This window comes from Defluviimonas aquaemixtae, from assembly GCF_900302475.1.
In the GTDB taxonomy this organism is placed as follows: Bacteria; Pseudomonadota; Alphaproteobacteria; order Rhodobacterales; family Rhodobacteraceae; genus Albidovulum; species Albidovulum aquaemixtae.
This window is the reverse complement of the sequence record NZ_OMOQ01000003.1, coordinates 235,625-258,484: the sequence shown is the minus strand read 5'-3', so window position 1 is coordinate 258,484 and position 22,860 is coordinate 235,625. Positions and strand designations below refer to the sequence as shown.

At 63.1% G+C, this 22,860-nt stretch carries 17 protein-coding genes; 7 read left to right on the top strand and 10 right to left on the bottom strand.

Annotated elements, in window-relative coordinates:
* Positions 1–11: 11 nt before the first annotated feature.
* Genes DEA8626_RS16335 through DEA8626_RS16325 form a run of 3 tightly spaced genes read right to left on the bottom strand, consistent with a single transcriptional unit; the run spans position 12 to position 2,730 of the window.
* Positions 12–1,115, bottom strand: a complete 1,104-nt coding sequence (locus DEA8626_RS16335) for an ABC transporter ATP-binding protein (RefSeq protein WP_108854666.1) — start codon at positions 1,113–1,115, stop codon at positions 12–14.
* Between the two features lie 5 nt (positions 1,116–1,120).
* Positions 1,121–1,906, bottom strand: a complete 786-nt coding sequence (locus DEA8626_RS16330) for an ABC transporter permease (protein WP_108854296.1) — start codon at positions 1,904–1,906, stop codon at positions 1,121–1,123.
* Positions 1,903–2,730 (bottom strand): ABC transporter permease, encoded by an 828-nt coding sequence (locus DEA8626_RS16325; protein WP_245890893.1) that lies wholly within the window; start codon positions 2,728–2,730, stop codon positions 1,903–1,905. Before DEA8626_RS16325 ends, DEA8626_RS16330 begins: the two co-directional genes overlap by 4 nt.
* A gap of 175 nt (positions 2,731–2,905) precedes the next feature.
* On the opposite strand from DEA8626_RS16325, the gene DEA8626_RS16320 reads away from it, so the two are divergent.
* From DEA8626_RS16320 to DEA8626_RS16310, 3 genes are all read left to right on the top strand, one after another.
* A complete protein-coding gene (locus DEA8626_RS16320) occupies positions 2,906–3,550 on the top strand; it encodes a TetR family transcriptional regulator C-terminal domain-containing protein (RefSeq protein ID WP_108854294.1) in 645 nt (214 codons plus the stop codon).
* A gap of 426 nt (positions 3,551–3,976) precedes the next feature.
* Positions 3,977–6,025, top strand: coding sequence for a coiled-coil domain-containing protein (locus tag DEA8626_RS16315; protein WP_108854293.1), 2,049 nt, complete (start codon positions 3,977–3,979; stop codon positions 6,023–6,025).
* Positions 6,026–6,058: 33 nt separating this feature from the next.
* Positions 6,059–7,117, top strand: coding sequence for a TAXI family TRAP transporter solute-binding subunit (locus DEA8626_RS16310; RefSeq protein ID WP_108854292.1), 1,059 nt, complete (start codon positions 6,059–6,061; stop codon positions 7,115–7,117).
* A gap of 44 nt (positions 7,118–7,161) precedes the next feature.
* Here the strand turns inward: DEA8626_RS16310 and DEA8626_RS16305 are convergent, their stop codons facing one another.
* From DEA8626_RS16305 to DEA8626_RS16295, 3 genes are all read right to left on the bottom strand, one after another.
* The gene (locus tag DEA8626_RS16305; protein WP_181366489.1) at positions 7,162–9,180 is read right to left on the bottom strand and encodes an AAA family ATPase; all 2,019 of its coding nucleotides are present in this window, start codon (positions 9,178–9,180) and stop codon (positions 7,162–7,164) included.
* Positions 9,181–9,508: 328 nt separating this feature from the next.
* Positions 9,509–10,009 carry a hypothetical protein gene (locus DEA8626_RS16300; protein ID WP_108854290.1) on the bottom strand — a complete coding sequence of 167 codons (501 nt, stop codon included), beginning with the start codon at positions 10,007–10,009 and terminating at the stop codon, positions 9,509–9,511.
* A complete protein-coding gene (locus tag DEA8626_RS16295) occupies positions 10,006–10,677 on the bottom strand; it encodes a helix-turn-helix transcriptional regulator (protein ID WP_181366488.1) in 672 nt (223 codons plus the stop codon). Before DEA8626_RS16295 ends, DEA8626_RS16300 begins: the two co-directional genes overlap by 4 nt.
* Positions 10,678–11,511: 834 nt before the next feature.
* Between DEA8626_RS16295 and DEA8626_RS16290 the strand changes: the two genes are divergently transcribed.
* The 4 genes from DEA8626_RS16290 to DEA8626_RS16275 all read left to right on the top strand — a co-directional run bounded on the left by DEA8626_RS16290 (position 11,512) and on the right by DEA8626_RS16275 (position 19,049).
* Entirely contained in the window at positions 11,512–13,560 is a 2,049-nt protein-coding gene (locus tag DEA8626_RS16290; protein ID WP_108854288.1) for a hypothetical protein, read from the top strand.
* A 98-nt stretch (positions 13,561–13,658) separates the two neighbouring features.
* Positions 13,659–15,620: a hypothetical protein gene (locus DEA8626_RS16285; RefSeq protein ID WP_108854287.1), complete on the top strand. Its 1,962-nt coding sequence runs from the start codon at positions 13,659–13,661 to the stop codon at positions 15,618–15,620.
* Between the two features lie 146 nt (positions 15,621–15,766).
* Positions 15,767–17,713: a type I secretion system permease/ATPase gene (locus tag DEA8626_RS16280; RefSeq protein WP_108854665.1), complete on the top strand. Its 1,947-nt coding sequence runs from the start codon at positions 15,767–15,769 to the stop codon at positions 17,711–17,713.
* Positions 17,706–19,049, top strand: a complete 1,344-nt coding sequence (locus DEA8626_RS16275) for an HlyD family type I secretion periplasmic adaptor subunit (protein WP_108854286.1) — start codon at positions 17,706–17,708, stop codon at positions 19,047–19,049. Before DEA8626_RS16280 ends, DEA8626_RS16275 begins: the two co-directional genes overlap by 8 nt.
* A 12-nt stretch (positions 19,050–19,061) precedes the next feature.
* On the opposite strand, the gene DEA8626_RS16270 is transcribed toward DEA8626_RS16275, so the two are convergent.
* The 4 genes from DEA8626_RS16270 to DEA8626_RS16255 all read right to left on the bottom strand — a co-directional run bounded on the left by DEA8626_RS16270 (position 19,062) and on the right by DEA8626_RS16255 (position 22,817).
* On the bottom strand, positions 19,062–20,444 hold the full coding sequence (locus tag DEA8626_RS16270) for an efflux transporter outer membrane subunit (RefSeq protein ID WP_108854285.1): 1,383 nt from the start codon (positions 20,442–20,444) through the stop codon (positions 19,062–19,064).
* A gap of 227 nt (positions 20,445–20,671) precedes the next feature.
* Positions 20,672–21,595 carry a flavin reductase family protein gene (locus tag DEA8626_RS16265; RefSeq protein ID WP_108854284.1) on the bottom strand — a complete coding sequence of 308 codons (924 nt, stop codon included), beginning with the start codon at positions 21,593–21,595 and terminating at the stop codon, positions 20,672–20,674.
* On the bottom strand, positions 21,592–22,425 hold the full coding sequence (locus tag DEA8626_RS16260; protein WP_108854283.1) for an alpha/beta fold hydrolase: 834 nt from the start codon (positions 22,423–22,425) through the stop codon (positions 21,592–21,594). Before DEA8626_RS16260 ends, DEA8626_RS16265 begins: the two co-directional genes overlap by 4 nt.
* Positions 22,422–22,817: a RidA family protein gene (locus DEA8626_RS16255; protein ID WP_108854282.1), complete on the bottom strand. Its 396-nt coding sequence runs from the start codon at positions 22,815–22,817 to the stop codon at positions 22,422–22,424. Before DEA8626_RS16255 ends, DEA8626_RS16260 begins: the two co-directional genes overlap by 4 nt.
* Positions 22,818–22,860 lie beyond the last annotated feature (43 nt).

Genomic DNA, 22,860 nt, shown 5'->3' with positions numbered 1-22,860 from the left:
TCCTCCCTTTTTCATTTCTTGTCCTCCGCGCCGAGGTCGATCACCGACGCGCCCTGGACGCCGAGCCAAACCCGGTCGCCGGGCTTGTGATCGACGGTATGGAAATAATTCGGGACCGAGGCCGCGACCGGCGCATCGATGCCGGGAATGCGCACGCGGTAATGCACGCTTTCGCCGTAGAAGGCGACGTCGCTGACCTCGCCTCGGACCGTCGCGTCGTAGTCGGCGGGCCTCTCGGCTGCGATTTCGAGCTGTTCGGGCCGGATGCCGACAACGATCCGCTTCGCGCGGCTCGCCACCTTGGGGTTCTCGGCAATGCCGAGCGTCCCGAAGCCGGGCGTCTCGACTGTCAGCGTGCCGCCTTCATCGGCGCGGACCTCGGCCGGCAGGAGGTTCATGCCGCCGATGAAGGTCGCGACCTCGCGGCTGCCGGGGCGGGCGTAGAGCTCGGCCGGTTGGTCGACCTGCACGAGCCTGCCATTGAACATGACCCCGATCCGGTCGGACATCGTCATCGCCTCGTACTGGTCGTGCGTCACCATGACGAAGGTGATGCCGAGGTTCTGCTGCAGATGGCGCATCTCGAACTGCATCTGCTCGCGCAGCTTCTTGTCGAGCGCCGAGAGCGGTTCGTCGAGCAGGAGCACCTTCGGCCGCATGACGAGCGCCCGGGCGAGCGCCACGCGCTGGCGCTGGCCGCCCGACAGCTCGGTCGCGCGGCGCGCCTGGAGGCCGCCCAGCTCGACCATCCCCAAGGCCTCGTCCACGCGGGCGGCGATCTCCGCCTTCGGGACGCCGCGATGGCGCAGCCCGTAGGCGACGTTGTCGCCGACGTTCAGGTGGGGAAAGATCGCGTAGCTCTGGAACACCATGTTGGTCGGGCGCTTGTTGGCCGGTATGCCCGCCATGTCCTGGCCGTCGATCACGACCTTGCCCGCGGTCGGCTCCTGAAACCCCGCGATCATCCGGAGCGCGGTCGTCTTGCCACAGCCGGACGGGCCGAGCAGCGAGAAGAACTCGCCCGCCCTGAGGCTGAGCGTCATGTCGGAGACCGCGACGAACCGGCCGAACCGTTTCTCGACGCCCTGAAGTTCGATGATCGATGTCTCTGTCATGTCTGTCACACGGGCGAGGACGAGGAGCGGCGGCGGAACATCTCGGCGACCACCAGAAGAAGGACCGAGGCGAAAAGCAGGAGCGAACCGAGCGCGAGCGTGTTGGGCAGCTTGGCCGGGAAGCGGATCTGGCTCCAGATATAGACCGGCAGCGTCGGCTGGTTGCCCGAGAGGAAGAAGGCCAGCACGAATTCGTCGAAGCTGACGGTGAAGGTGACGAGCAGGCTCGACACGATGCCGGGGAAGACGATGGGCAGCGTCACCCGCCGGAAGGTCTCTGTCACCGTCGACCCGAGGTCGAAAGCCGCCTCCTCAAGCGAGACGTCAAAATCGTCGAAGGCGGACTTCATGATCGAGACCGAGAACGGCAGCGCGAGGAAGGTGTGGCCGAGGATCACGGCGGTGAGCGACGGCTTCAGCCCGATCGAGATGAAGAGGATCAGCATCGACGACGCGACGATGATGCCAGGGATGACGAGGGGCAGCATCACGAGCCCCTCGGACGCCTCCTTGCCGGGGAAGCGGTAGCGGACATAGGCCCGCGCCGCGAAGAGCCCCATCGAGGTCGCGAAAAGCGCCGTCACCGCGCCGACGATCAGGCTGTTGCCGAGCGCCTGCAGGAGCGTCTCCTGCCCGCCGAGTTGGCGGTACCATTCAAGCGTCCACCCCTTGATCGGGAAGGCCACGATCGTGCCGTCGTTGAAGGAAAAGAGCGGCAGGAACAGCACCGGCAGATAGAGGAACGCCAGATAGAGGATGATATAGAAGAGAAGGCCGTTCGCGCGCGTCATCGGATGCGCCTCCCGAGCCCCGTGGCGCCGATCACGAAGACGATGGCGACGAAGCCGACCGACAGCATCGCCAGTAGCGAGAGCGTCGCGCCAAGCGGCCAGTTGTTGGCCGCGCCGAACTGCACCTGGATCAGGTTGGCGATCATCTTGCCGTCCGACCCGCCGACGAGCGACGGCGTGACATAATCGCCGACCGTCGGAATGAAGATGATGAGGCAGGCCGCGATGATGCCGGGGATAGTCAGGGGCAGCGTCACGCGCAGGAAGGTTTCGACCGGGCCGTTGCCGAGGTCGGTCGACGCCTCGAGCAGGCTCGGGTCGATCTTCTGGAGCGAGACGTAGATCGGGAGGATCGCGAAGGGCGCCCAGGCATGGGCGAGGGTCAGGACGACCGCGAATTCGTTGTAGAGGAGGAAGGTCAGCGGCTCGTCGATAATCCCGAGCGCGAGGAGCGCGGAGTTCATCACGCCGTTGAAGCCGAGGATCAGCTTCCAGGCGAAGACGCGTAGGAGGTAGCTCGACCAGAACGGGATCGTGATCAGAAGCAGCCAGAGCGTTTTTTTGCGCGCCCGGAAGGCGATGAAATAGGCGATAGGATAGGCCAGCGCCACCGTCACGACCGTGACCGCCCCCGCGATCAGGATCGAGCGGAGCATGAGGTGCCGCACGAGCGGGTCGCCGAACGCCTCGCGGTAGCTCGCGAGCGTCGGCGTCCGGTCGATCGTCACGTAGGTCTGCGTCCAGAGCGAGTAGGCGACGAGGATCACGAGCGGCGCCGCGACCAGCAGCCCGACATAGAGCGTGGCCGGCGCGCTGAGCGCCATACCTCTGGACGACTCGCTTCTCATATCGAGCAAGAAACACCCCCAGCTGGCCGTCCGACGCCGCCACCCTTGTTAATGGACGATCGTCCATTTAAGATTGCGCAAGTTCGACACCCCTGTCAATCGCGGTGATATCGCTGACTTAAGACGCGGGCGAAAAGCAGACGGATTGACGATGCGACACAATGAACAAGGGTCCGCCGAGAAGTCACCGAAGGCCGTTCGACACCCCGAACGCAACCGGCAAGTCCTTATCGCGGCAGCACTCGATTCCATCGCAGAGCACGGGATCACGGACACAACGGTCAGCCGCATCATCGAGAGGGCGGGACTGTCGCGCGGCATGATCCACCTGCATTTCGGCGGCAAGGACAATCTTCTTGTCGCCGCCGCAGAGGCGTTCAGCCGCGAGTATTACGACGAGATGGAGCGCCAGCTCGCCGGAAAGGAAGGCGATCCAGCGGCCCTGATCATGGCGGTAGTCCGGGCGGATCTCAGCGAAGAAATTTTGAACGGACGCTCCGCGGCGATCTGGCATGCCTTCCGTGGCCGGGCCAACGCGCATGAGGGTATCGCACGCTACAGCGACACTCGCGACCGGCGGCTGCGCGGCATGATCCGAGAAGCCTTCGTGGCGCTTGCCGAGGCCAACGGAATTACAGATGGCGTCACGGTCGCGCGGGAAACGACATACGGGACGCTCGCACTGCTCGAAGGCATGTGGACTGACTATTTATCTCATCCAAAGGCGTTTTCGCGAAAGGATGCCGAGCGCATCATCGCTCGTTTCCTTGCTGGAATCTTTCCGAGGCACTTCTGACGACTGAAGTCGCTCTGTGCACTGATTGCCCATGATTTCGCAACATTAAAGCCTCCGCGCCCAAGCGGTTTTCCCGGAGGCCGTCGTCAGCGGCCAGCAAAGGGACGACCGATTGCGATTTCACTTTTACATTAATATTCAATATCTTACTTCTCCAGCGTGGAGCATTGCATGCTTGACGTTTCGATCGGTGCATTCAGCTGGGCGCCAGTATGTCATCCCGACAGATTCGACTTTTAGAAGGTTTTGTGAGACCGTTGCGAAGCAGCTCCAGTTTTGGGGGTTCGGGGGGGAATGGTGTTTTTTGGGCGTTTTGCCCGCTCTGTTGCGATTCTAGGTTTGATCTTTACGGCATCCGCCGGATGGTCGCAGCAAGCGGCGACAGACATTACAGTCGAAGAGCAGCCGTCAGAGACGGCAGCTTCGTTGCGCAAAGTGCTTGCGCTTCTCGAAGATGAAATCGCCAGGGCGCGGTCCGACCGGGATGGTCTGTCCGCACAGATCTCCAGTGCCAAAGAGGAACTGGCGGTGATTTCCGACGAAATCACGAAAATGGGCCGACAGCGCAGCGCTGACACGGCGCGGCTTGCGGAACTGGCTGAAGTGCGGCGCGATCTGGAGGCGCAGATCGAGAGCCATGAACGGCAGCTCGCCGAGCGTACAACAGCGCTTGAGGACATCGAGACCCGGCTTCAGGCCGGCAGCGAGGAGATGACAGAGCTCGACACCCGGCTGGCGGGTGCCGCCCTGGAGATGGAGCGCTACGAGACGACAAAAGATGAGGCCGAGGCGCTTGAGGCAACGCTTGCAAGCGGGCAGGTGCGATTCGCCGAACTCGAAGCCGAGATCGCGGCACTGGCCGAGAAGAAAGTCGAGACAGACGAAGAGCTTCACATATCTGAACAGGCGCTGGTGGCCGCCGAGGCGGAACTTGAGCGGCTATCATCTGAAGCGGAGGCCAAGGTGGCTAGCCTCAGCTCTGTCGGTACCGAAATGGAAACGCACCGAGCCGATCTGGCCTCCGCGCAGGAGGAACTTGTGCGATCACGCGAGGAAATGGCCGCGATCGCAAAAGTGCGCGAAAGCGCGAAGGCGGAACTCGACGCCATGCTGGCTCAGCAAACCGCGGCCGAGGCAGCGGCCGCGACGGCCAAGGCCGAGGAACAGGATATCGGCTCGCGTCTGCAGGGGATGCGCGGGGAGATGACAAGTGTTCAAGCGAGCATTTCCGTGGCACGTGAGAGGCTCGCTCAATCGACCGCCCAAGTGGAGGAGATAGAGGCCACGAAGCGGGCGGCGGAGGCGGAGTTGGGAAGCGCGCGCGGAAAACTTGCCGAACTTCAGGCCGAGTTGGCATCGGCCCAGCAGCTGAAGCAGGAGATTGCCACGTCGGTTGAAACGCTCGAAGAGGAGCGCGCCCGGCTCACCGCCGAAGAGGACGGCATGCGCGAGCGGCGAGAGCGTGTGGCGACGGAACTTGACGAACTCGCGGTGACCAAGGCGGACGCGGAGAACGAGACCGAGGCCGCGATTGCAGGGCGCGAGCGGTTGGTGGCGGAACTCGACGAACTCGCGGCGGCCAGGGCCAGCGCGGAAAGCGCAGTCGAAGCCGCGATCGCACAGCGGGAGCAGATCCTGTCGTCCGTCGCTGAAGCCGAACAGAACGTGACGAAGACCCAGTCACTGCTCGATACTCTCAAGGCAGAGGCTGATGGCTACCGAGCCGAGATAACGGAACTCGCTGCCGTTGCCGAAGACAGATCGCAACATGCCGCCGCCGCTTCTGCGGCGGCTGAGGAGCTAGAGACGCTCGAGACCCGCAAAGCCGAACTCGAGACAGTGCTGCTTGAGTTGGAGGATACGATCGCCGCCGGCCACGATGAAATCGAACGGGTCAAGGAAGAAGTCGCGTCACTCAGCAATGAACGCGACAGCGTTGCGGCCGAAGTCATCGATCTGGAGGCCAGACGCGCCGAAGCCGCTGCGGCGGCGCTGGCGGCTGCGGAGGCCCTAACACCGAATGCCGCGACAGGCGCGACGACTGCGGGCGTTTCGACGACCGGCACTGCCACTGCGCCCGGAGGGGTGTCGGCTTATCGGGCCGAAATGTCAGAGCTGGCCAGCGAGCTCGAATTGCTCAGGCAACAGGCCGACGAGGCCACAGCGCGGCTCGGCTTGATTACCGAACAGCTCGAAGAAGGCGGCGCCACGCGCGAGGCGGTTCCTGAACAGGCCGCGGCCGTGGCGCTCAGCGTAGAACCTGCCGCCCCAAGGCTTGCGACACGCCCGATCACCGACGTGCACGCCATGCTGCGCAGGGCGCCGGGGCTGGGGGAAGCCGATCCGGCGAAGGTCGATCAATTGGCGATCGAAATAGCGAACGGGATGTGCCCGACAGATGCGCTCAGGGCGTCATTCGGCTCGATAAATCGTCAGACACTCGTTTTTTTAATGAAGTCCGTGGGCGCGTGTTGAACTGCGGTCCTTTGATTTGAGAAGGAGGGAAAGGTGACAACTCTCAAAGAGAAAGCGGTCGCATGCGTCGGCCTGCTTGCACTGGCTCTATTGCTCGTCCGCCCGGTGGCGGCACAGGAGGTCGAGCGCAATATCCTCACAGGGGGACCGACTGGGACCTATATCCAGATCGGCCAAGACATGAGCCGGCTGGCCGCGGAATGCGGCCTTCGGTACAACGTGCACGAAAGCGCGGGCTCGCTCGAGAATTTCCTTGGCGTGCGAAAACGCCCACAAACGCAGTTCGGCATCGTTCAGAGCGACGTGCTGGAATATCTCAAGACCTACTCCGCCGACGATCCGGCAATCGCGCGGGCCATTTTCGGCGTTCGGATCGCGTTCCCGCTCTACAACGAAGAGGTGCATATTCTCGCCAAGCGCGAAATCGGATCGCTTGCCGACTTGAACGGTCGGCGCGTTGCGGTTGGCGTCGAGGACAGCGGCACTTTCCTGACCGCGTCACTGGTGCTCGACCTTGCGGACGTGCAACCGGCCGAACGGCTAAAGATCGACGCCGACACATCGCTCGCCCGGCTCATCGATGGCAGCATCGACGCCTTCTTTTACGTCGCGGGCGCACCGACCAAGATCTTTCAGTCACCTTCGATTGACGGCACGAAGCTGCATCTGCTGCCAATTGCGGATCCCACGCTCGCCCAGGTCTATGTGCCTTCGAAGATCGAGCCGGGAACCTACCCGTTCCAGACCGAAGCAATCGACGTGGTCGCGGTGAAGGCCGTGCTGATGACCTACGAATACGTGCCCAATCGCAATTCGTATCATCGGGCGAGTTGTCAGTCGGTATCGGATCTGGCGAACCTCGTATTCACCAACTTCGGGAAGCTCAGGGAAACCGGGCATCCGAAATGGCAGAACGTCGATCTGAACGACATTCCGCCAGGTTGGGACATTGCGGGCTGCGTTAACATGGGATTGAGCGACTCCTATCAGTTGCAGTGCGCCCAGGCGCCCGCGGTGGCGGCTGCGCCCAGCGCTGAAAGCCAGGCGAACGAGGCCTATCGCCAGCGCATCTGCGCCGAAATCGGCTGCTAACAGAATCCGCCGGGTGCGGGGGCGAACCCGAACCCGGCACCGCTTCAGTGCTCGCCAATCGGCAGCCAAGGCGACGTAGCCTCTGCCGCCGGATCGTCGCTTACAGCGACCACTCGCCAGCGTAGCACGCCTTCCGGGACCGTAAGCCGAAGCGCCGAGATCGTGAGCGGCTGTGCGGACATCGCTGTCCTTCCCTGTGCGTCAGCAAGTTCGACCCGGTAGTACGTCGGGTCACGTCCTTCCCCGCTTGTCCAGATCAACTCTACCGAACCGCTCGGCTCCTGCCCGCCGTAAAGCTGTATAGGCGCCGACAGGGCACCCTGTATCTCCGGCGGAGGAAGCGCGCCCAACAGCTTGACCGCACCGCTGAAGTCAGAGCCCGCCTGCTTGTACCAGGCACGCGCCAAGGATCTGTCCACAGGGACCCCTTCGCCTGTCTCGAAGATCTGGCCCAGGTAATAGGCGGCGCGATCGTGGCCGACCAGCGCGGCCCGGGCGTAGCTGACAACCGCGATTTCGGCGTCCTCGCCTGCCGCCTCGATTGCCTGACGAAACCGCGCACCCGCGTCGTCCGGTACGCCCGCGACTGCCGCCCGAATTCGGGCGATGCGGTCGAGTACCGCCGGAGGCGCCCTCTCCGGGACGGCTGACAGCGCCGACTGAGCACGCATTTCGGACGCGCCGCCGAATAGAGACACGGTTTGAAGCTTCACGGTTTCAAGCCCGTTCCGCAGCGAACCGTCCGGTGCCGACCACAGAGCGGCCCCCACAGCGACCAGCAAAACCGCCGACGCCGATCCCGCCAGGATGGAACGGCGGCGCCCGCGCGGACTGGGCGCGGCGTGTCGTTCACGAGAGACCGTCGCGGATTCGGGGCGCATCGGCGCGGACCGGTCCGGTTCCGACGACATCTTCCGGCGAAGGCGCTCGAGACTGCTCTCGCCCGGGGCGGGTCGCGCGAGCGCCGAAAGCGCGCCGATACGCGAACGGACGCGCGGCTCGACGGTAGAAGAAGCGCCGGGCGTCTTCTTGAATGCCTTCAGCGCGTTCGCGAGTGACGCGCCGTGCTGTCGTTGTGCTGTGGGCTCCTTTGGCGCGACGCCTGCCTCGGCGGGCTCGCGCGGTATCGCCGGTGTTGGCTGAGACTCGGGAACAAGCGGAACGCCGGCCGTTGTCGACAACGGCGCAGAGGCGTCGAAATCCGGCATCTCGTCGGGCACCTCGAAGCGGGGTTCCGCTTCGCGTTCGATTTCCAGTTGATGGATCAGCCCACGCGTGCCATGCGTGATCACCACTCTGCGCACTAGACCCCGGCCGATCTCGGCGACCCCCTCTTCGCAAGCCTGATTGAGGCAACCTTCGCACACCGCGTTAATCTTCACCGGGACGCCGCCCGTGCGCCGATGGATCTCGGACAGTGCCTCGGCATCGAACAATCCCGGCTTCATGCCGGCAGACTTCAAGATGTGGCCGACATAACCCGCGGTGTCCTCCTTGGACATCGCGGTCAGCTCAAATGTCGGGCCGACAAGAAGCTGTGAGCGGCGGTAGAGCCACTCGAAGAGTTCAGGCGGTCCGGCCAGGATCAGTTTGATTTCGGGCCGCTCTCCGGAACCGCCTTCGATCAGCCGACAAACCGCCCGAAGCGTTTCGTCCGACAGTCGGTCCGCGTCGTCGATGAGAAGAACCGGAGTCGAACCGACCTCGGCGGAGGCGTCGAGAAGCCGTGAGAGTTCTTCCCGATGATACTCCTCCGGCGCAGGCGGCTGAGGCTCGCCAAAAGTCCTCAGGACGGCGGCGCTGGGCGCCCCGGCAAGCTCATCGGGATCAGACAGCATTCCGATGAGCATATCTTCCTTGTTGCGCTCCACGAGTTCACGCAGCAGCGTCGTCCGCCCAGTCCCGTCCACTCCGGTGAATACGGTCAGTGGCGCGCGGCTCTTGATCGCGAAACCCAGACGGTCGAAGGCAAGCACATGGGCTTGGCTCCAGTATATTCCGGCACCGTCACCGGTCGCGGAAAACGGGCCGTCCTGAACACCGACCGCGGAATTTGTTCCCAATAACCCTCTCCCCCTCAAATTCGCCGTGGGGGCTCCGTCCTTCGCCAAAATCGGCGAAATCACGCGACCGGCTTATCCAGTCCCGCACCGGATACGGACGAAGACCCGTTACCTGTCTTCAGCCGCACTTTGCATGTGACGTCGCCCGACCACCCTGCCGGACACCGCCAACACCCACAGCTGCCACCCTTCGTCAGTCTGCCGAAAAGCGGCATAAAAATCTAGCCGCAGAAGGCTTGCGCGAGTCTTGCCCCGCCGAGACAACCATGCATGGCTATCGCCCTTCTCGCGGCAACGCCGCGGCCGCCGCGGTGCATCGGCCAGGCAATCAAGCCGGATACCCGAAATCGCTGATGATCGACCAGAGCTCTCGGTTGAGCTTGCCAAGGTCCGCGATCACTGACCTGATCTCATCCAATGCGGAGTCGTCGAGATCCGTGCTCTTGCCCATCTTGATCTCGTCCTTGCGGTCGGCAATCCGCATGAGGATTGTCCGCACGCCGCCCGTTTCGGGATCGAAGGCATAAAGCGAATGGTTGTAGCGGTTTCGTGCGACCGAAAGCGTCACGAGTTTGCGTGTGGCCGTCAGAACGCGGTCGCGCTCGGGTGGTGAGATGCGGTCGAGCTTGGCGAGGCGCTCGACGAGATCGACGCGGGCACGCATGGTATTGAGGGTTAGAAAGATGATGACGGCCGTTTCCTTGTCAGTCCGCGCTAGGCCGGCAATGGCGTGGACGAGCAGGCTTTCAGTGTTTGTCCACGTGTAGTTCAGCCGTCCGATCAAAAGCAGCGCATCGTCGAACGGCGTGGTTTGACCGCGCGCGTTCATGACTCGGGACGCGGTGTCCTGTCGGTCCGGCTTTGCGCAAGATACCAGTTCGCGGCCGCCGTCCGGTTCTGCACGCCGATCTTCGAGATGATGTGGTGAATGTGAAGCTTCACCGTGTGTTCCGACACCCCAAGATCGTCGGCGATGATCTTGTTCCGGTGTCCCAACGCGACGCGGTCCAGCACCTCTAGCTCGCGCTGAGTAAGTGAGGCTTCAACTGCTGAGGCGGGGGCGTTTTGCATCAGCGTGGCTTGGGCGCCGCCTGCTGCGGGTGCAACGAGGTCACCAGGCACAACAAAATCGCCGGCAAGCAGGAGCCGCAGCATCGAGACCCAGCCCGCCACCGGCGCGTTCATCGGGATGAAGCGCAATCCTGACAGCCGTCCCTGGCTTTGCTGCGCCGAAAAGAGCCGGCGCGCGACATTGGCGTCACGATACGCAAGCGCGATTTGAGCCCCCGCGAAGCGCTGCCGGATTTCGTCGTATCGTTCTTCGACCGTCCTGGCGAACCGATCGTCGATGACCACGAGCCTGAGCATCGCCGCCTCGGGCAGCGTAGTCTCCTGATCGAGACCGTCGAGCCTCAAGACATCGACGCCTTCGAATTCGACGCGCACGAGGCGCAACATCACATCGGGAAAAACGCAGGAACTGCCTATAAAAAGCATGTGCTCTACGTCAATTTTCGTCGGGTCGGAAAGACCCGAGCCATTCACAACAAACATCTATAGGTTCCCTTCACCCAATAAATTTGTCTGGATAGGGCTTTTGCAAATTCTCCGCTGAAAGAACTCCTTCCGGACAGTAGCATAGCGCGATTCGCATATAATCCGAACAGATTTCGTTACTAACCGTTTGGAGAGGCAAAGGCTGGAGAGCGCAGCCAAAGCAGCAGCGAGACTGAGGAAGCTCTCTTACCGCTCAGTGAGTTAGCTCCATGCTGATCGTTCGACGGCGACCGGCTGTGCTGCCGTACTCCACCTTCTCTCGGCATCGCCGGAGACCTAGCCATTCGGTTAGGTCCGCTGCGATCTTGGGGCATTTGGCGCCTCCTAACGAGGAAGCAGTGCCGTGGCGCAAAACGAAAAAAGGCGTTTGTGTGTCAACTAGTTGTCCCAACTGTGCCGATCCTGGAGCGGACTAATTCTCGCCCCGTTAACACTTTGTCCAGCTTTCCGCATCGACCCCGCGATGCAATCATCTGGGTCTGGGTTCGTTTGAGAGCCCGTGTTCTGACCAAGTATTTTGCCGGACGTTTATGCACCGAAGTTTTCTGTAGCGATTTTTCAGTGGTGGGGGCGTGGCGTTGATTCACCGGCAGTTGTTCTGGGTAAGTCATTGAAGAGGGGGGAACAGTAACAGACAGACCGCGACGGCCGGCGGTTCATCGATGCGATGCGTCGTTTCCTGTGGCCGAAATCCAAACCGAAACCGCACCCATCAAGTGCCGCCTATGAAATGAGTGGCGGCGAGACAGGGTGCCATTGCTAAGGAAGACACTCATGTCTAGCCGTAGAGGAAGCAACCAGCAGAACCAGTTCGCGTTTGATGACACCGACGTCGACGTCAACGTCGAAACCGGCATCAACATCCGCGAGCACGAAATCGACATCAACAACGCGGACGCCGACGCGAGCGCCGAGGCCGGTGCCGAAGCGAACGCGGCAGCTGACGCGTCTGCGAATTCGAATTCTGAATCCAACGCGACCAACACCAACACCAGCACTACCTCGACCCGGACCGAACAGGGCCAGGAGCAGGGTCAACACCAGGGCCAAGGCCAGCTTCAAGGTCAAAGCTCCAACAACGCCAACACCAATGGTGGTGACGACAGCAACACCAACACCAACAGCATCAATATCGACTTCGGTGGCGGTGAGTGGATCCCGCGCGATGACGATATCATCGACATCGACAACTCCGCGGTTGGCATGGCCATCGGCGCCGGACGTGATCTCGACATCGACTACAATCCCGGCAACGACCTCGAGATCGAGAACGTGCTGAACAACCTGAACTCCGGCGGCGGCTCGCTCGCGGCTACGTTCAACGCCCAATCGGCCAACCTCGAGGACAATGACAACCTCGAGAACCCGCAAGTCCACAACAATGGCTCGTTCAACAACTCCGGCGACGCCAATGGCGGCTGGGCCTATGCCGAGGAAGGCATTGACGCGGAAGCAGATGGCGGGAGCGGCGGCAGCTATGCCCAGGCTGACGGTGGCCATGCGGCCGGTGCCGGCGGTGACGGCGGCGACGCCCATTCCGGTTCGGCGGCGTTCAACCACGTCAGCGGCGAAGCCGAGACGGACAGCGACTCCGAGGGCGGCGACGGCGGTGACGCCGGTGCGCTGAACGTCTCGGCCAACCACAGCAGCAACGATTCCGCGACCCAAGGTGCTGGCGGCGCTGGCGGTAACGGCACGTCGCTTGGTCTCGGCGTCGGGCTCGCAGGTGCGGACTCCGATGCTTCGACTGGTGACGCCACGGGCGGCGACGGCGCCGGTCTTGGCGTTGGCCTCGGTGAGGGGTCGGAAGGCACGTCGCAGGCGGCGTCTGACGCAGATGGCGGCGACTCGGCTGGCATCGGTGCGGGCCTCGGCGGCGGCCTCGGCGCGAGCGGCGCGCAAGGCAATGGCGGTGACGGCGGCGACGCCAACGCGGCTGGCCTCGGCGGCGGTCTTGGTGCGGCTGACAGCGACGCCAACGGCACGGGCGGCATGGGCGGCTCGGCCGGCGCGATCGCAGCGGCGGGTCTCGGCCTGATCAACGCAGCGCTCGCCAATGCTGAAGCCGGCGATGGCGGCGACGGCACCGCTGACAGCGACGCTGACGGCACTGGCGTTGGCATCGGCGTCGGCGACGCGGATGCGGGCGACGGCGGCGACGGCACCGCAACGTCCGGCGACGGCACTGGTGTCGGCGTGGGTGTCGGCGCGGGTCTGTCGGAAGGCGGCGACGGCGGCGACAACGCGGCAACCAACGACGTTGCCGGCGACGGCACCGGTCTCGGGCTTGGCGTTGGCCAGGGCGGCGACGGATCCAACGATGCCGATTCCGACGCGGCTGCGCTTGGCGCTGGCGTCGGTGACTCCGAAGCCGCTGGCGGTGACGGCGGCTGGTCGGCAGTGTTCGCCGATCACGACGTGAACGGCTCGGCCGACGGCATGGCTGACGCGATCGCCGGCTACGGCGGCGCCGCCAGCTCGGACGACGACGCGGCCAACACGTCGAGCGGCGCGAGCACGTCCGCTTCGTCGATCGGCGCTACGGGCGCCGGCGGAAGCGCCAATACCTGGGGCGGCAATGGTGGCACGGCCACCAATGGCGACGGCGGTGCTGGCGGTAGCGCTGGCAGCTGGGGCTCCGGCAATGGCGACGACGGCTACGTGAACGGCGAATCGTTCGCGGATGCTTCGGCGACCCTCGACATCACGGCGTTCAACCAGAACATCGTGATGGGTGCCAACATCCTCGGCAACTCGGTCGACATGACCGTGGTTGGCGGCGACCTGAATTCCTCGGTCGTCGGCGACGACGATCTTGGCTAAGGCAAGCTAATGGACGGGGCCGGCTGGCCGGCCCCGTCCTCATCTGATTTTCAGATCACCCGGTGTTTACCGGGATTCCGCAACGGAGGGCGAGGTTCATGCCCCTTGATCGCACCACCGAAGCAATTGCTCATTTCATAGGCTTTTTTCATCTCGATACCGAAGCTGCGCGGATGCGCGCCGAATACGACGCATTTCGTGGCAGGCTCGAAGATGCACCGGAACCCGGCGATCTTCCCGAGTTCAATATCTCGGTCCGGGCACCTTATGATCTCAATGGCTTCGACCCAGGCCTGAAGGGCTTGCCGTCGATGCCCCCAGCCGCCGAACCGTCCGCGGCGCCGGTGCTCGCGTTAGCCGAGTCCGGTAGCGGCGGTGGCGCATATTCCAGCTCCGTATCAGCCGAAGTCTCGCTTCCTGAAGCTGCGGCGGCCCGAGCGGGACCCGCCGAACTGGAATTGCACTGGTACATCCCGCCGCCGAACTCCATTGTGACGGTGACCGTTCAATCGCTGACAATGTCGGACAACGATCTTCTGACATTCGGCCACGGATACGAGTTCATTGATCCATCCGTATTTACCGCCGAGCTCATGGAACTGGCGGAAGTGGCACAGGAACTCAGCCTCGGCATTTCCGAGATCATGGAACCCGGCCACGTGCCCTCGGTGAACGACGTCCTGGACGTCTTCGCCGAGGCCATGAACCTTGACGGATCAGCCGTCGAAGGCGCGAAGGTCACTGTCGTCTACGGTGAGGATGCGAACGGCATCTACGTGAACGGCGAGCGCGTCGAGGAGATGCCTGATTTCCGCGAGAACCTGCCAAAGTCGATGCGGGAGGATGAAGACGAAGCCTCCGAGGACGACGCCGAGGACAACCCTTTCGCGGTTGAACCCGGCCATCACGTCTCGACCGGCGAAAACCTTTCGACCAACGAGGCCTATATCGGGATCAGTTGGGTCGATGCCGACGTCATCGCGGTGGCGGGCGACGTCGTGCGGCTCGACTTGATCAGCCAGGTCAACGTACTCATCAACAACGACAGCGGCTATTATGGCGGCTCTCCGTCGCATGCGATCAACGCTGCTCAGATCCAGTTGATGTCATCTCAGCCGGCAGACGCTGCGACGCCAGCCGCGGCGGACGATCCGGTCTTTCCGCGTCACTGGCAGGTCGAGCGCATCGACGGCGACGTCGTCCTGCTCAACTGGTTGCAGCAACACATCTTCGCGACCGATAACGACCGCGCCGAGATCGAATTCTCGGGCAGCAACACGTCGATCGGGCTCGGCGGCAACACGTTGGGCAACTTCGCTTCGCTTGTCGAACTCGGGTTCTATTACGACCTGATCATCGTCGGCGGCAACATGATCACGTTTAACTTCATCGAGCAGATCAACGTGCTGCTTGATAGCGACGCGATCGAAGGCGCCGAATGGGCGACGGGCGGCGTCGAGTCCGGCGACAACTATCTGCAGAACAGCGCGACGATTTCGACCACCGGCATCGATACGGTCACGGCCATGACCGATCTGTTCCGCGCCGAGGTCGAGGCGCTAGCCAACGGGGCAGGCTCAATCTCGGCCACGCTCGCGGGCGACGCGCTTTTCGAGGGCAAGGACACGCTCTCGGTGCTCTACATCTCCGGCGACCTGATCAAGGTGAATGCGCTCCAGCAGCTCAACTATGTCGGCGACGCGGATCAGGTGAATCTCGCGCTCGAGGACTTCGTCGCGGCCAACGGCGATGTGACGGTCAATACCGGCTCTAACGCGCTTCTCAACGACGCCTACATTGAGGATGCGGGGATCGACTCGGTCGTTCTGGCGGGCGGCGACGTCTACAGCGATGCGCTGATCTACCAGGCGGAGCTGATCGACACTAATGCCGTACCGGACGGCGTGGCATTGGCCGCGCTTACGAACGAGGCGGTCGCCGCGTTTTTGGCGAGCGACATGATCGATCCCGATACGTCGCTTGCGGACGATGGCGCGGGCGCGCAGCCGATGTCGTCCGATTCCGGCAGCCTCGACGTGATGCAGTCGGTCCTGGCCTGACCTGAACGAGATTACCCAGGAGCTATTCTTTGAAGGATATTAGCGACCCAAGCGACTTCCCCGAAAACGGGCAAGGTCCGATTTTCTCGACCAAGCGCAAGGCGCACGAAAAAGTGAAACATGATCATTTTATTCTCAAGCCCGAAATGCGGGTGAACCAGCCCCCCGCGAGGGGACGCGTGTCCGACAAAGGGCGCTCCGGCGTGATTGGAACGACGATCGAGGGCTCGACGGGCCCCGTCCTTCGTCGGCAAGATACGCCAGTGGGTCCGCCGGGTGGTGGTGGCGGCGGCGGCAAGGGCACCGCATTTCACAAACGCATCGGACCAGAGGATTTCGGCGCAAGCCTGAAGAACGGCATCTCTGCCGTCCGGCGCAACTTGGGCTTCGTATTCGTGCTGACCTGCGCGACAAACCTCTTGATCCTGTCAATCCCGATTTACCTGTTTCAGATATCGGACAGGGTCCTGACCAGCCGGTCTGTCGATACGCTCATCATGCTCACGGTCGTTATCGTGGGTGCGGTTGTGCTCCAGGCCATACTCGACGCGGTCAGGCGCTTCATGCTGATGCGGACGGCGGTCGAAGTCGCCGCGCAGCTCGGCGCGCCAATCCTGAGCGCTGCCGCACACGCCTCACTGAACGGCAACGGCAAGGAATACCAGACGCTCGGCGACCTGCAGCAGCTCCGGGGCTTTCTCGTTTCCGGGACGCTGATCTCGTTCCTCGATATCCCGTTCGCGCCGCTCTTCATGCTGGCGATCTATCTTGTTCATCCCGAGCTCGGGATGATCGTGATGAGCACGGCTCTGGCGCTTTTCGTGATCGCGATCATCAACCAGCGGATCACATCCGGACATTTTGCCAAGGCCACGGTGGCCCAGTCAAAGGCCAACCTGCACCTCGACTCCATGTCGCGCAACAGCCAGGTGATCAACGCGATGTCGATGATCCCGGAAGCGGTGCGCATCTGGGGCCGCGACACTGCGTCGTCGCTGACCTCGCAGGTTCACGCGCAGGACCGCAACATCGTGTCTGCCGCGATCTCGCGGGCGATTCGGCTTTTGACCCAGGTGGGCATGCTTGGCTGGGGCGCCTATCTCGCGATTCAAGGAGAGATCACGGGCGGCATGGTCATCGCCGCGTCGATCATCGCCGGTCGGGCGTTGGCTCCCGTCGAAGGCGCGATCGAGGGGTGGCACGCATTCCTTCTGACGCGCGCGGCTTACGACCGGATTGCGCGGCTCCTCAACACATCGCGCTACCAGTTCGAGCGGCTGCGCCTGCCCCGCCCGGAGGGTCGGCTTGACGTAGAACGCCTGCTTTACGTGCCGGGCGGCACCAAGCAGGTGATCCTGAACGGGCTGAGCTTCTCGCTCAATCCCGGCGAGGCACTGGCGGTGATCGGCAATTCGGGTGCGGGCAAGACGACGCTCGGCAAGATGCTCGTCGGCTCGATCCTTCCGACGTCGGGCAATGTCCGGCTCGACCTCATGGATCTCAGGAACTGGGACCCGCGCCAGATGGGCGAGAACATCGGCTACTTGCCGCAGGACGTGCAGTTGTTCCCCGGCACGATCAAGGACAATATCGGCCGGATGCGTGACGACGCGACAGACGAGCAGATTCATCGCGCCGCCGTGCTCGCGGACGTGCACGACATGATCGCCCAGCTTCCCCAAGGCTACGAGACGATGGTCGCGGCCGACGGCTCGCCGCTCTCGGGCGGCCAGAAGCAGCGCATCGCGCTTGCCCGCGCCTTCTTCGGCGACCCGCGCTTCCTTGTCCTGGACGAGCCGAACTCGAACCTCGACGTGGCGGGCGACAAGGCTCTTGCCAAAGCTATCGAACATGCGAGGGCCAATGGCATCACCTCGGTCATCATCACACAGAAGCCGGCGCTCCTGAACGTGGTCGACAAGATCATGCTGCTTGCCAACGGGAGCGTCGCGCTCTTCGGTCAGCGCGACGAGGTGTTGGCCAAACTGCACGGGGGCGACCGGCAGTCGGCCGCGAACCGGGTGGCGTCGCAGACACAAACCGGCGCGCGCCAGGTACCGCAATCGGGCGAAGAGGGGGACCAAGATGACTGACCTTGTCCAGGTTCCCAGCGCTACGGAATGGTATTCCGAGGTTCCACGTTCGATCTCACGCCATGCGATTTTCGGACTATCGCTGATGGTGATTGCATTCGGAGGCTTCGGGCTCTGGGCGTTCCGCGCGCCGTTGGCCGCCGCAGTCATCTCTCAAGGCAGCTTTGTCGCCACCGGCCAGAACAAGATCATTCAGCACCTCGAGGGCGGGATCATAGAAGATATCCTCGTGGCTGAAGGCGAGACCGTAAAGGCGGGACAGCCGATTCTCAGGCTCGACGAGACACTCGCAAAGGCGAACGAGCGCGAACTCCACCTGCGCCAGGTGCGCCTCGAGGCGACAGAGCAGCGGCTTCTGACTCAACATCTTGGCAAAGACACCCTGACTTTGCCCCCTGCGCTCCTGGACGAAAGCGCCGATCCTGAGGTCGCCACCATTCTCGACAGCCAGCGGCTGGCGTTCACCGTGGCGCGCTCGGGGCTGGCGAACGACGTCATGCTGATCGAGCGCAACATGGACGCGATCGACGCGCGCCATCGTGGCTATGCCCGGCAACACGAAGCTTTGGTCGGGCAACTCGCGCTTCTCGACGAAGAGCTTGAATCGAAGGATGAACTGCTACAGTCCGGCCTCGCGCGGAAGGCGGATGTCACGGCGCTGCGCCGGGCGCGGCTCGATGCGATCGGCCAGATTGGCAGGATCGAAGCCGAACTTGACGAAATCGGCGAGATGCGCGCCAAGTTCCAGACCCAGATCGAGAAGACTCACGATGAGTACAGCCGCGCCGCACTGACCGAGATTCAGGCGATCCAGGCTGAGTTGGAAAGCGTCCGCGAACAGATGCGCAAGGCCGACAATGTTCTCTTGCGCACGGAAGTGCTCGCGCCCGTCTCGGGAACGGTCGTGCGACTCTACTACCATACCTCAGGCGGCGTCATCGAAACTGGCCGCGCCATCGCCGAGATCCTGCCCGACGATGCGCCGCTAATCATCGAGACGCTTGTGCCACGCAGTGATATCGACAGTGTCAAGCTTGGGCAGATTTCGACCGTTCGGCTCGTCGGGTTGAACCAACGCACGACACCGATCCTGAACGGCACGGTCGAGTATGTCTCGGCCGACGCGGTCGCGCAGGCCGCCGAACAGCCCAACGCGCGCGAGGTTTATGTCGTCCGCGTCTCGCTGTCGAAGGAAGAGATTGCCCGCGTTCCACGTTTCGCACCGAAACCCGGCATGCCAGTCGAGATCATGATCAAGACTGAAGAGCGGACCTTCGCACAATACATCGCCAAGCCTGTTGTCGACAGCATGGCGCGCGCATTCCGCGAGCAATAGAAGTAGGACCGATCACTCGGCGACAGCCACCATCGCGTCATCCGGCGGCGGCTGATCTGACCAACCGCGTCCTGTTGCCACTTGAAGCCTAATCCAGCTTGTCGCGAGGTCACGCAGCCCGCCGGCCAGCGCGATCTGGCTGTCGAGCGAGCGCCGCTCGGCGTCCAGCACGTCAGTCAGCACGGTCTCGGCAGCCTCGTAGCTCTTCTTGGTCAGGTCGCGCACCTCGTTGTTCGCCTGGGCGGCAGAACGCTGGGCGCCCACTTGGCGGCGCCAGTAACGGGTGGAGGAATCGGCTTCCTGCACCTCCTCAACCGCGCGCAACACCGTCGAGCGCCAGTTGAGATCAGCTTCCGCCGCGCGCGCCTTGGCCGCGTCACGGTTCGCGCGAAGGACGCCCTGGTTCAGGACCGGGACTCGCAGGACGGGACCGAAGGCCCACGTTTCGTCGTCGCCCGAACTGATAAAGCCCGACAGCGTGAGCGAGGGATAAAGCTGAGCCTCGGCGACACCGATCGCGGCCGTCGACGCGGCGAATTCACGCTCAGCCGCGCGGATGTCGGGCCGATTGCGCAACAGATCCGCGGGCGTACCGCTCTTTGACAAGCGCTGCGGCACCGGCTGGCCCGATCCTTGCGTCATGCGCTGCATGATCGGCCCGGCGGGTTCTGCCAGAAGGGTCGCAATTCGGAACACGTTTCCCTCGAAATTCGCCTGAAGCGAGGGAAGTGCCGCCTCGGCGCTGCGGAGAAGCGCACGGGCCTGCGCCTCGTCCAGCATCGTCGCTTCGCCCGCTGCGGCCTGTCGCGACACGAGATCGAACGCCGCGCGCCGCGACTGGATCGCCTGTCGCGTGATCCATGCGGCATTCTGGAAGTAGCGTGCGTTGACGTAGGCGTCCGCGATATCCGCGAGATAAGCGAGTCGAACCGTGCCCCGGTCGTAATGGGCCGCTTCGAGGCTCGCGCGCGCCGACTCGGTGCTGCGCCGGACCCCGCCGAACAAATCGAAGACATACGCAGCGTCTGCCGAGATTGAATTCGCATCGTCGATATTGCCGGCCGAGTCGCGTTCGCGACCGGCGCGACCAGAGATATCACCGCTCAGCTGCGAGGCAATGCCCGTACGGGCCAGCGCGGCCTCCGCCTGCCGGATCCGGGTCCAGGCCGTACGGATGTCAAGGTTCTGTGACAGACCACGATCGACGAGTGAGTTCAAAAGCGGATCGTTCAGACCTGTCCACCACCGCTCGACCGCCGCATCCCGCAGCGCGGACGACCCACCATTCACGAAAAGCGCAGACATGGACATCTGCGGACGCACATAGTCCGGTCCCACCGCTGCGCATGACGCAACGAGCGTTACCGGGACCACCAAGCCCATGGTCCGTTTCATCAACCTGCCTCATTTCAATTGTCTTTGCGTCAACTTAGCAGAGTTCTATTTTGCACCACCGAGAATTGAATAGGTGGCACAGATTGGCGACAAAATTGATGCGAAGCTGCAACAGGCAGGTTTCGTCCGCCACGACGCCGATGGGGTCTTAATCCACGCCAATATGTCGAGAACATCCACAGCATCGGCTCGGACGTTGCGCAGTCCCGGCTACATACCGCGCGCCCTCAGCGGCTTATCCGACGAACCTGCCCCGTTGCTTCGTTACCCTGATAAATTCCGAAGGTCCCGTGGCGAAACTCCTCGGCATAGCGTCGCAGCATCGATCGTTCGGCAGCGTCGGCGACCCTGTCCAGAGGCAACGTGTCGAGCGGCTGCAGCACCATTCCCGTGGGCGCTTCGCCCGAAACAAGGCCGTGGTAGAAGATCCCGTGCACCCCCGTTTCGCGATTCTCGTAGACCGCATAGAGGAAATCGACTTCGGGCTTCATGCCCCGGCTGAGCATCATCGCCCGCAAGCCGTCGAGGCTGGGTTCCGCTTCCGGCGCCACCGGCACTGACAGCGCTCCGCCAGCTTGCTCTTCAAGAAGAATTCTATTGTCCATCGTCAGCACCGCGCCAATCCTTGTCGCGCCTTTCGCGACAAACGCGGAGACCAGGCGATCCTCAAGACCGATCGAGAAATAGTTTCCGCGGAAATAGCCTAGCGGGTTGCCGTCCCGCACCGAGGCCTCGATCACGCGCCCGATCAGCACGACGTGGTCGCCCGCATCCACCAGCTGCTCTCGTTCGCAGGCGAACTGCGCAAGCGACCCGTCGACCAGAGGAACGTCCGCCGCCCCTGCCTTCCAGGAGCACTGGCCGAACTTGTCCGCTACCTGGCTTGCAAAAAGGCCCGAGACCGCCTTCTGATCCTCGGCCAGGACGTTCACGGCAAAGTGGGCGGCCTGCATGAAGCTTTCGCAGCTATGGGCGGTCTTGGCGAGGCAGACGAGCAGAAGCGGCGGATCGAGCGACACCGACGTGAACGAGTTCGCGGTGAAGCCGCGCGGAGTGCCGTCTGGCTGCCGTGTCGTCACGATCGTGACGCCGGTCGCGAAGGCACCGAAGGCGTTGCGAAGGGTCCGAGAGTCGATGCCTCCGACTGTCATGCTCCCGAACCTGCTCTCCGAGCGCCGAAAGTTCCTGCGGCAAGATGACGGTCCAGAAATGCAATCAGCGGTGCATTGACCGCTGGCGGATCCTCGACAAGCGCCATGTGCCGGAGACCTGGCAAAATCTGCGTTTCGGCGTTCGCTATCTCGGCAGCGATGGCATGCGTCATCTCGGGGCCGTTGCCAAAATCCTCATCAGCGGTGATGACGAGCGCCGGGCAGGCAATCGGCGGGTTGGGTGCAACAATCTCTTCCACTCCTTCCGCGAGAATACGGTAGAGGTCGGGATAAACGTCCGGGTCGTTTGCGAGGACCCAGGAGCGGACGAGTTGCATCACGCCCGAATTCGCCGTGCGGTAGTCGTCCGTAAACCACCGGACGAGCGCCGCCTCGACGGTCACGCGCGGCCCCTCCGCGCGGGCCTGTTCGACGCGCGCGCGGATAGCGGCCTGAGCCTCCTTCGTTCGCCGGTGGGGCGAATGCAGGACGCCGAGCGCTGCAACCCGGCCGGGATGGTCCTGCGCAAAGCGTCGCGCAACCATGCCGCCAAGCGAAAAACCGACGGCCGAAACCTTGTCGATGCCAAGATGATCGAGCAGCCCGGTGAGCTGGTCCGAGAGCGATTTCAACGTCGGATCGGGCTGTGGCGGCGAGCTTTCGCCATGGCCGAGAAGGTCGTAGGCGAGCACGCGGTAACGATCTACGATATGTGGCGCGAGCCACTGCCAGAGCGCGCGGTTGAGCCCGAGACCGTGGATCAGCGCGACAACCGGCGCGCTTTCGGGGCCGGTCATGTCAAAAGCGGTGCCTGTCGGTGAGCGCGTCATGCGCGCGCCAGAGGCTTGTAGGCAACGACCTCGACTTCGACCCTCACGTCGACCAGAAGGTCCGTGACCACCGCCGAGCGCGCCGGGGGATCGTTCGGGAAGTATTCCCCATAGACCAAGTCGAAGCCGGGAAAATCGGAACGATCTGTCAGCCACACCATTGCCTTGACGACGTCGTCCCGCGTGCAGCCGGCCACAGCCAGCGTCGCGGTGATGTCGTCGAGCACGACGCGCGTCTGGTCCTCGATTGCACCCTTGGTCATGACCGCGCCGTCCTGCATTGGGACCTGGCCCGTTAGATAGACGAAATCCCCCGCCCGAACGGCGCGGCTTAGTGACAGCCTGCGCCCGTCGATCACAAGCGGCTCGCCGATGACCTGCTTTTCCGACATGCGCGTCTCCCTTTCCTCATGCGTGCCACTGGTCCGGCGAATG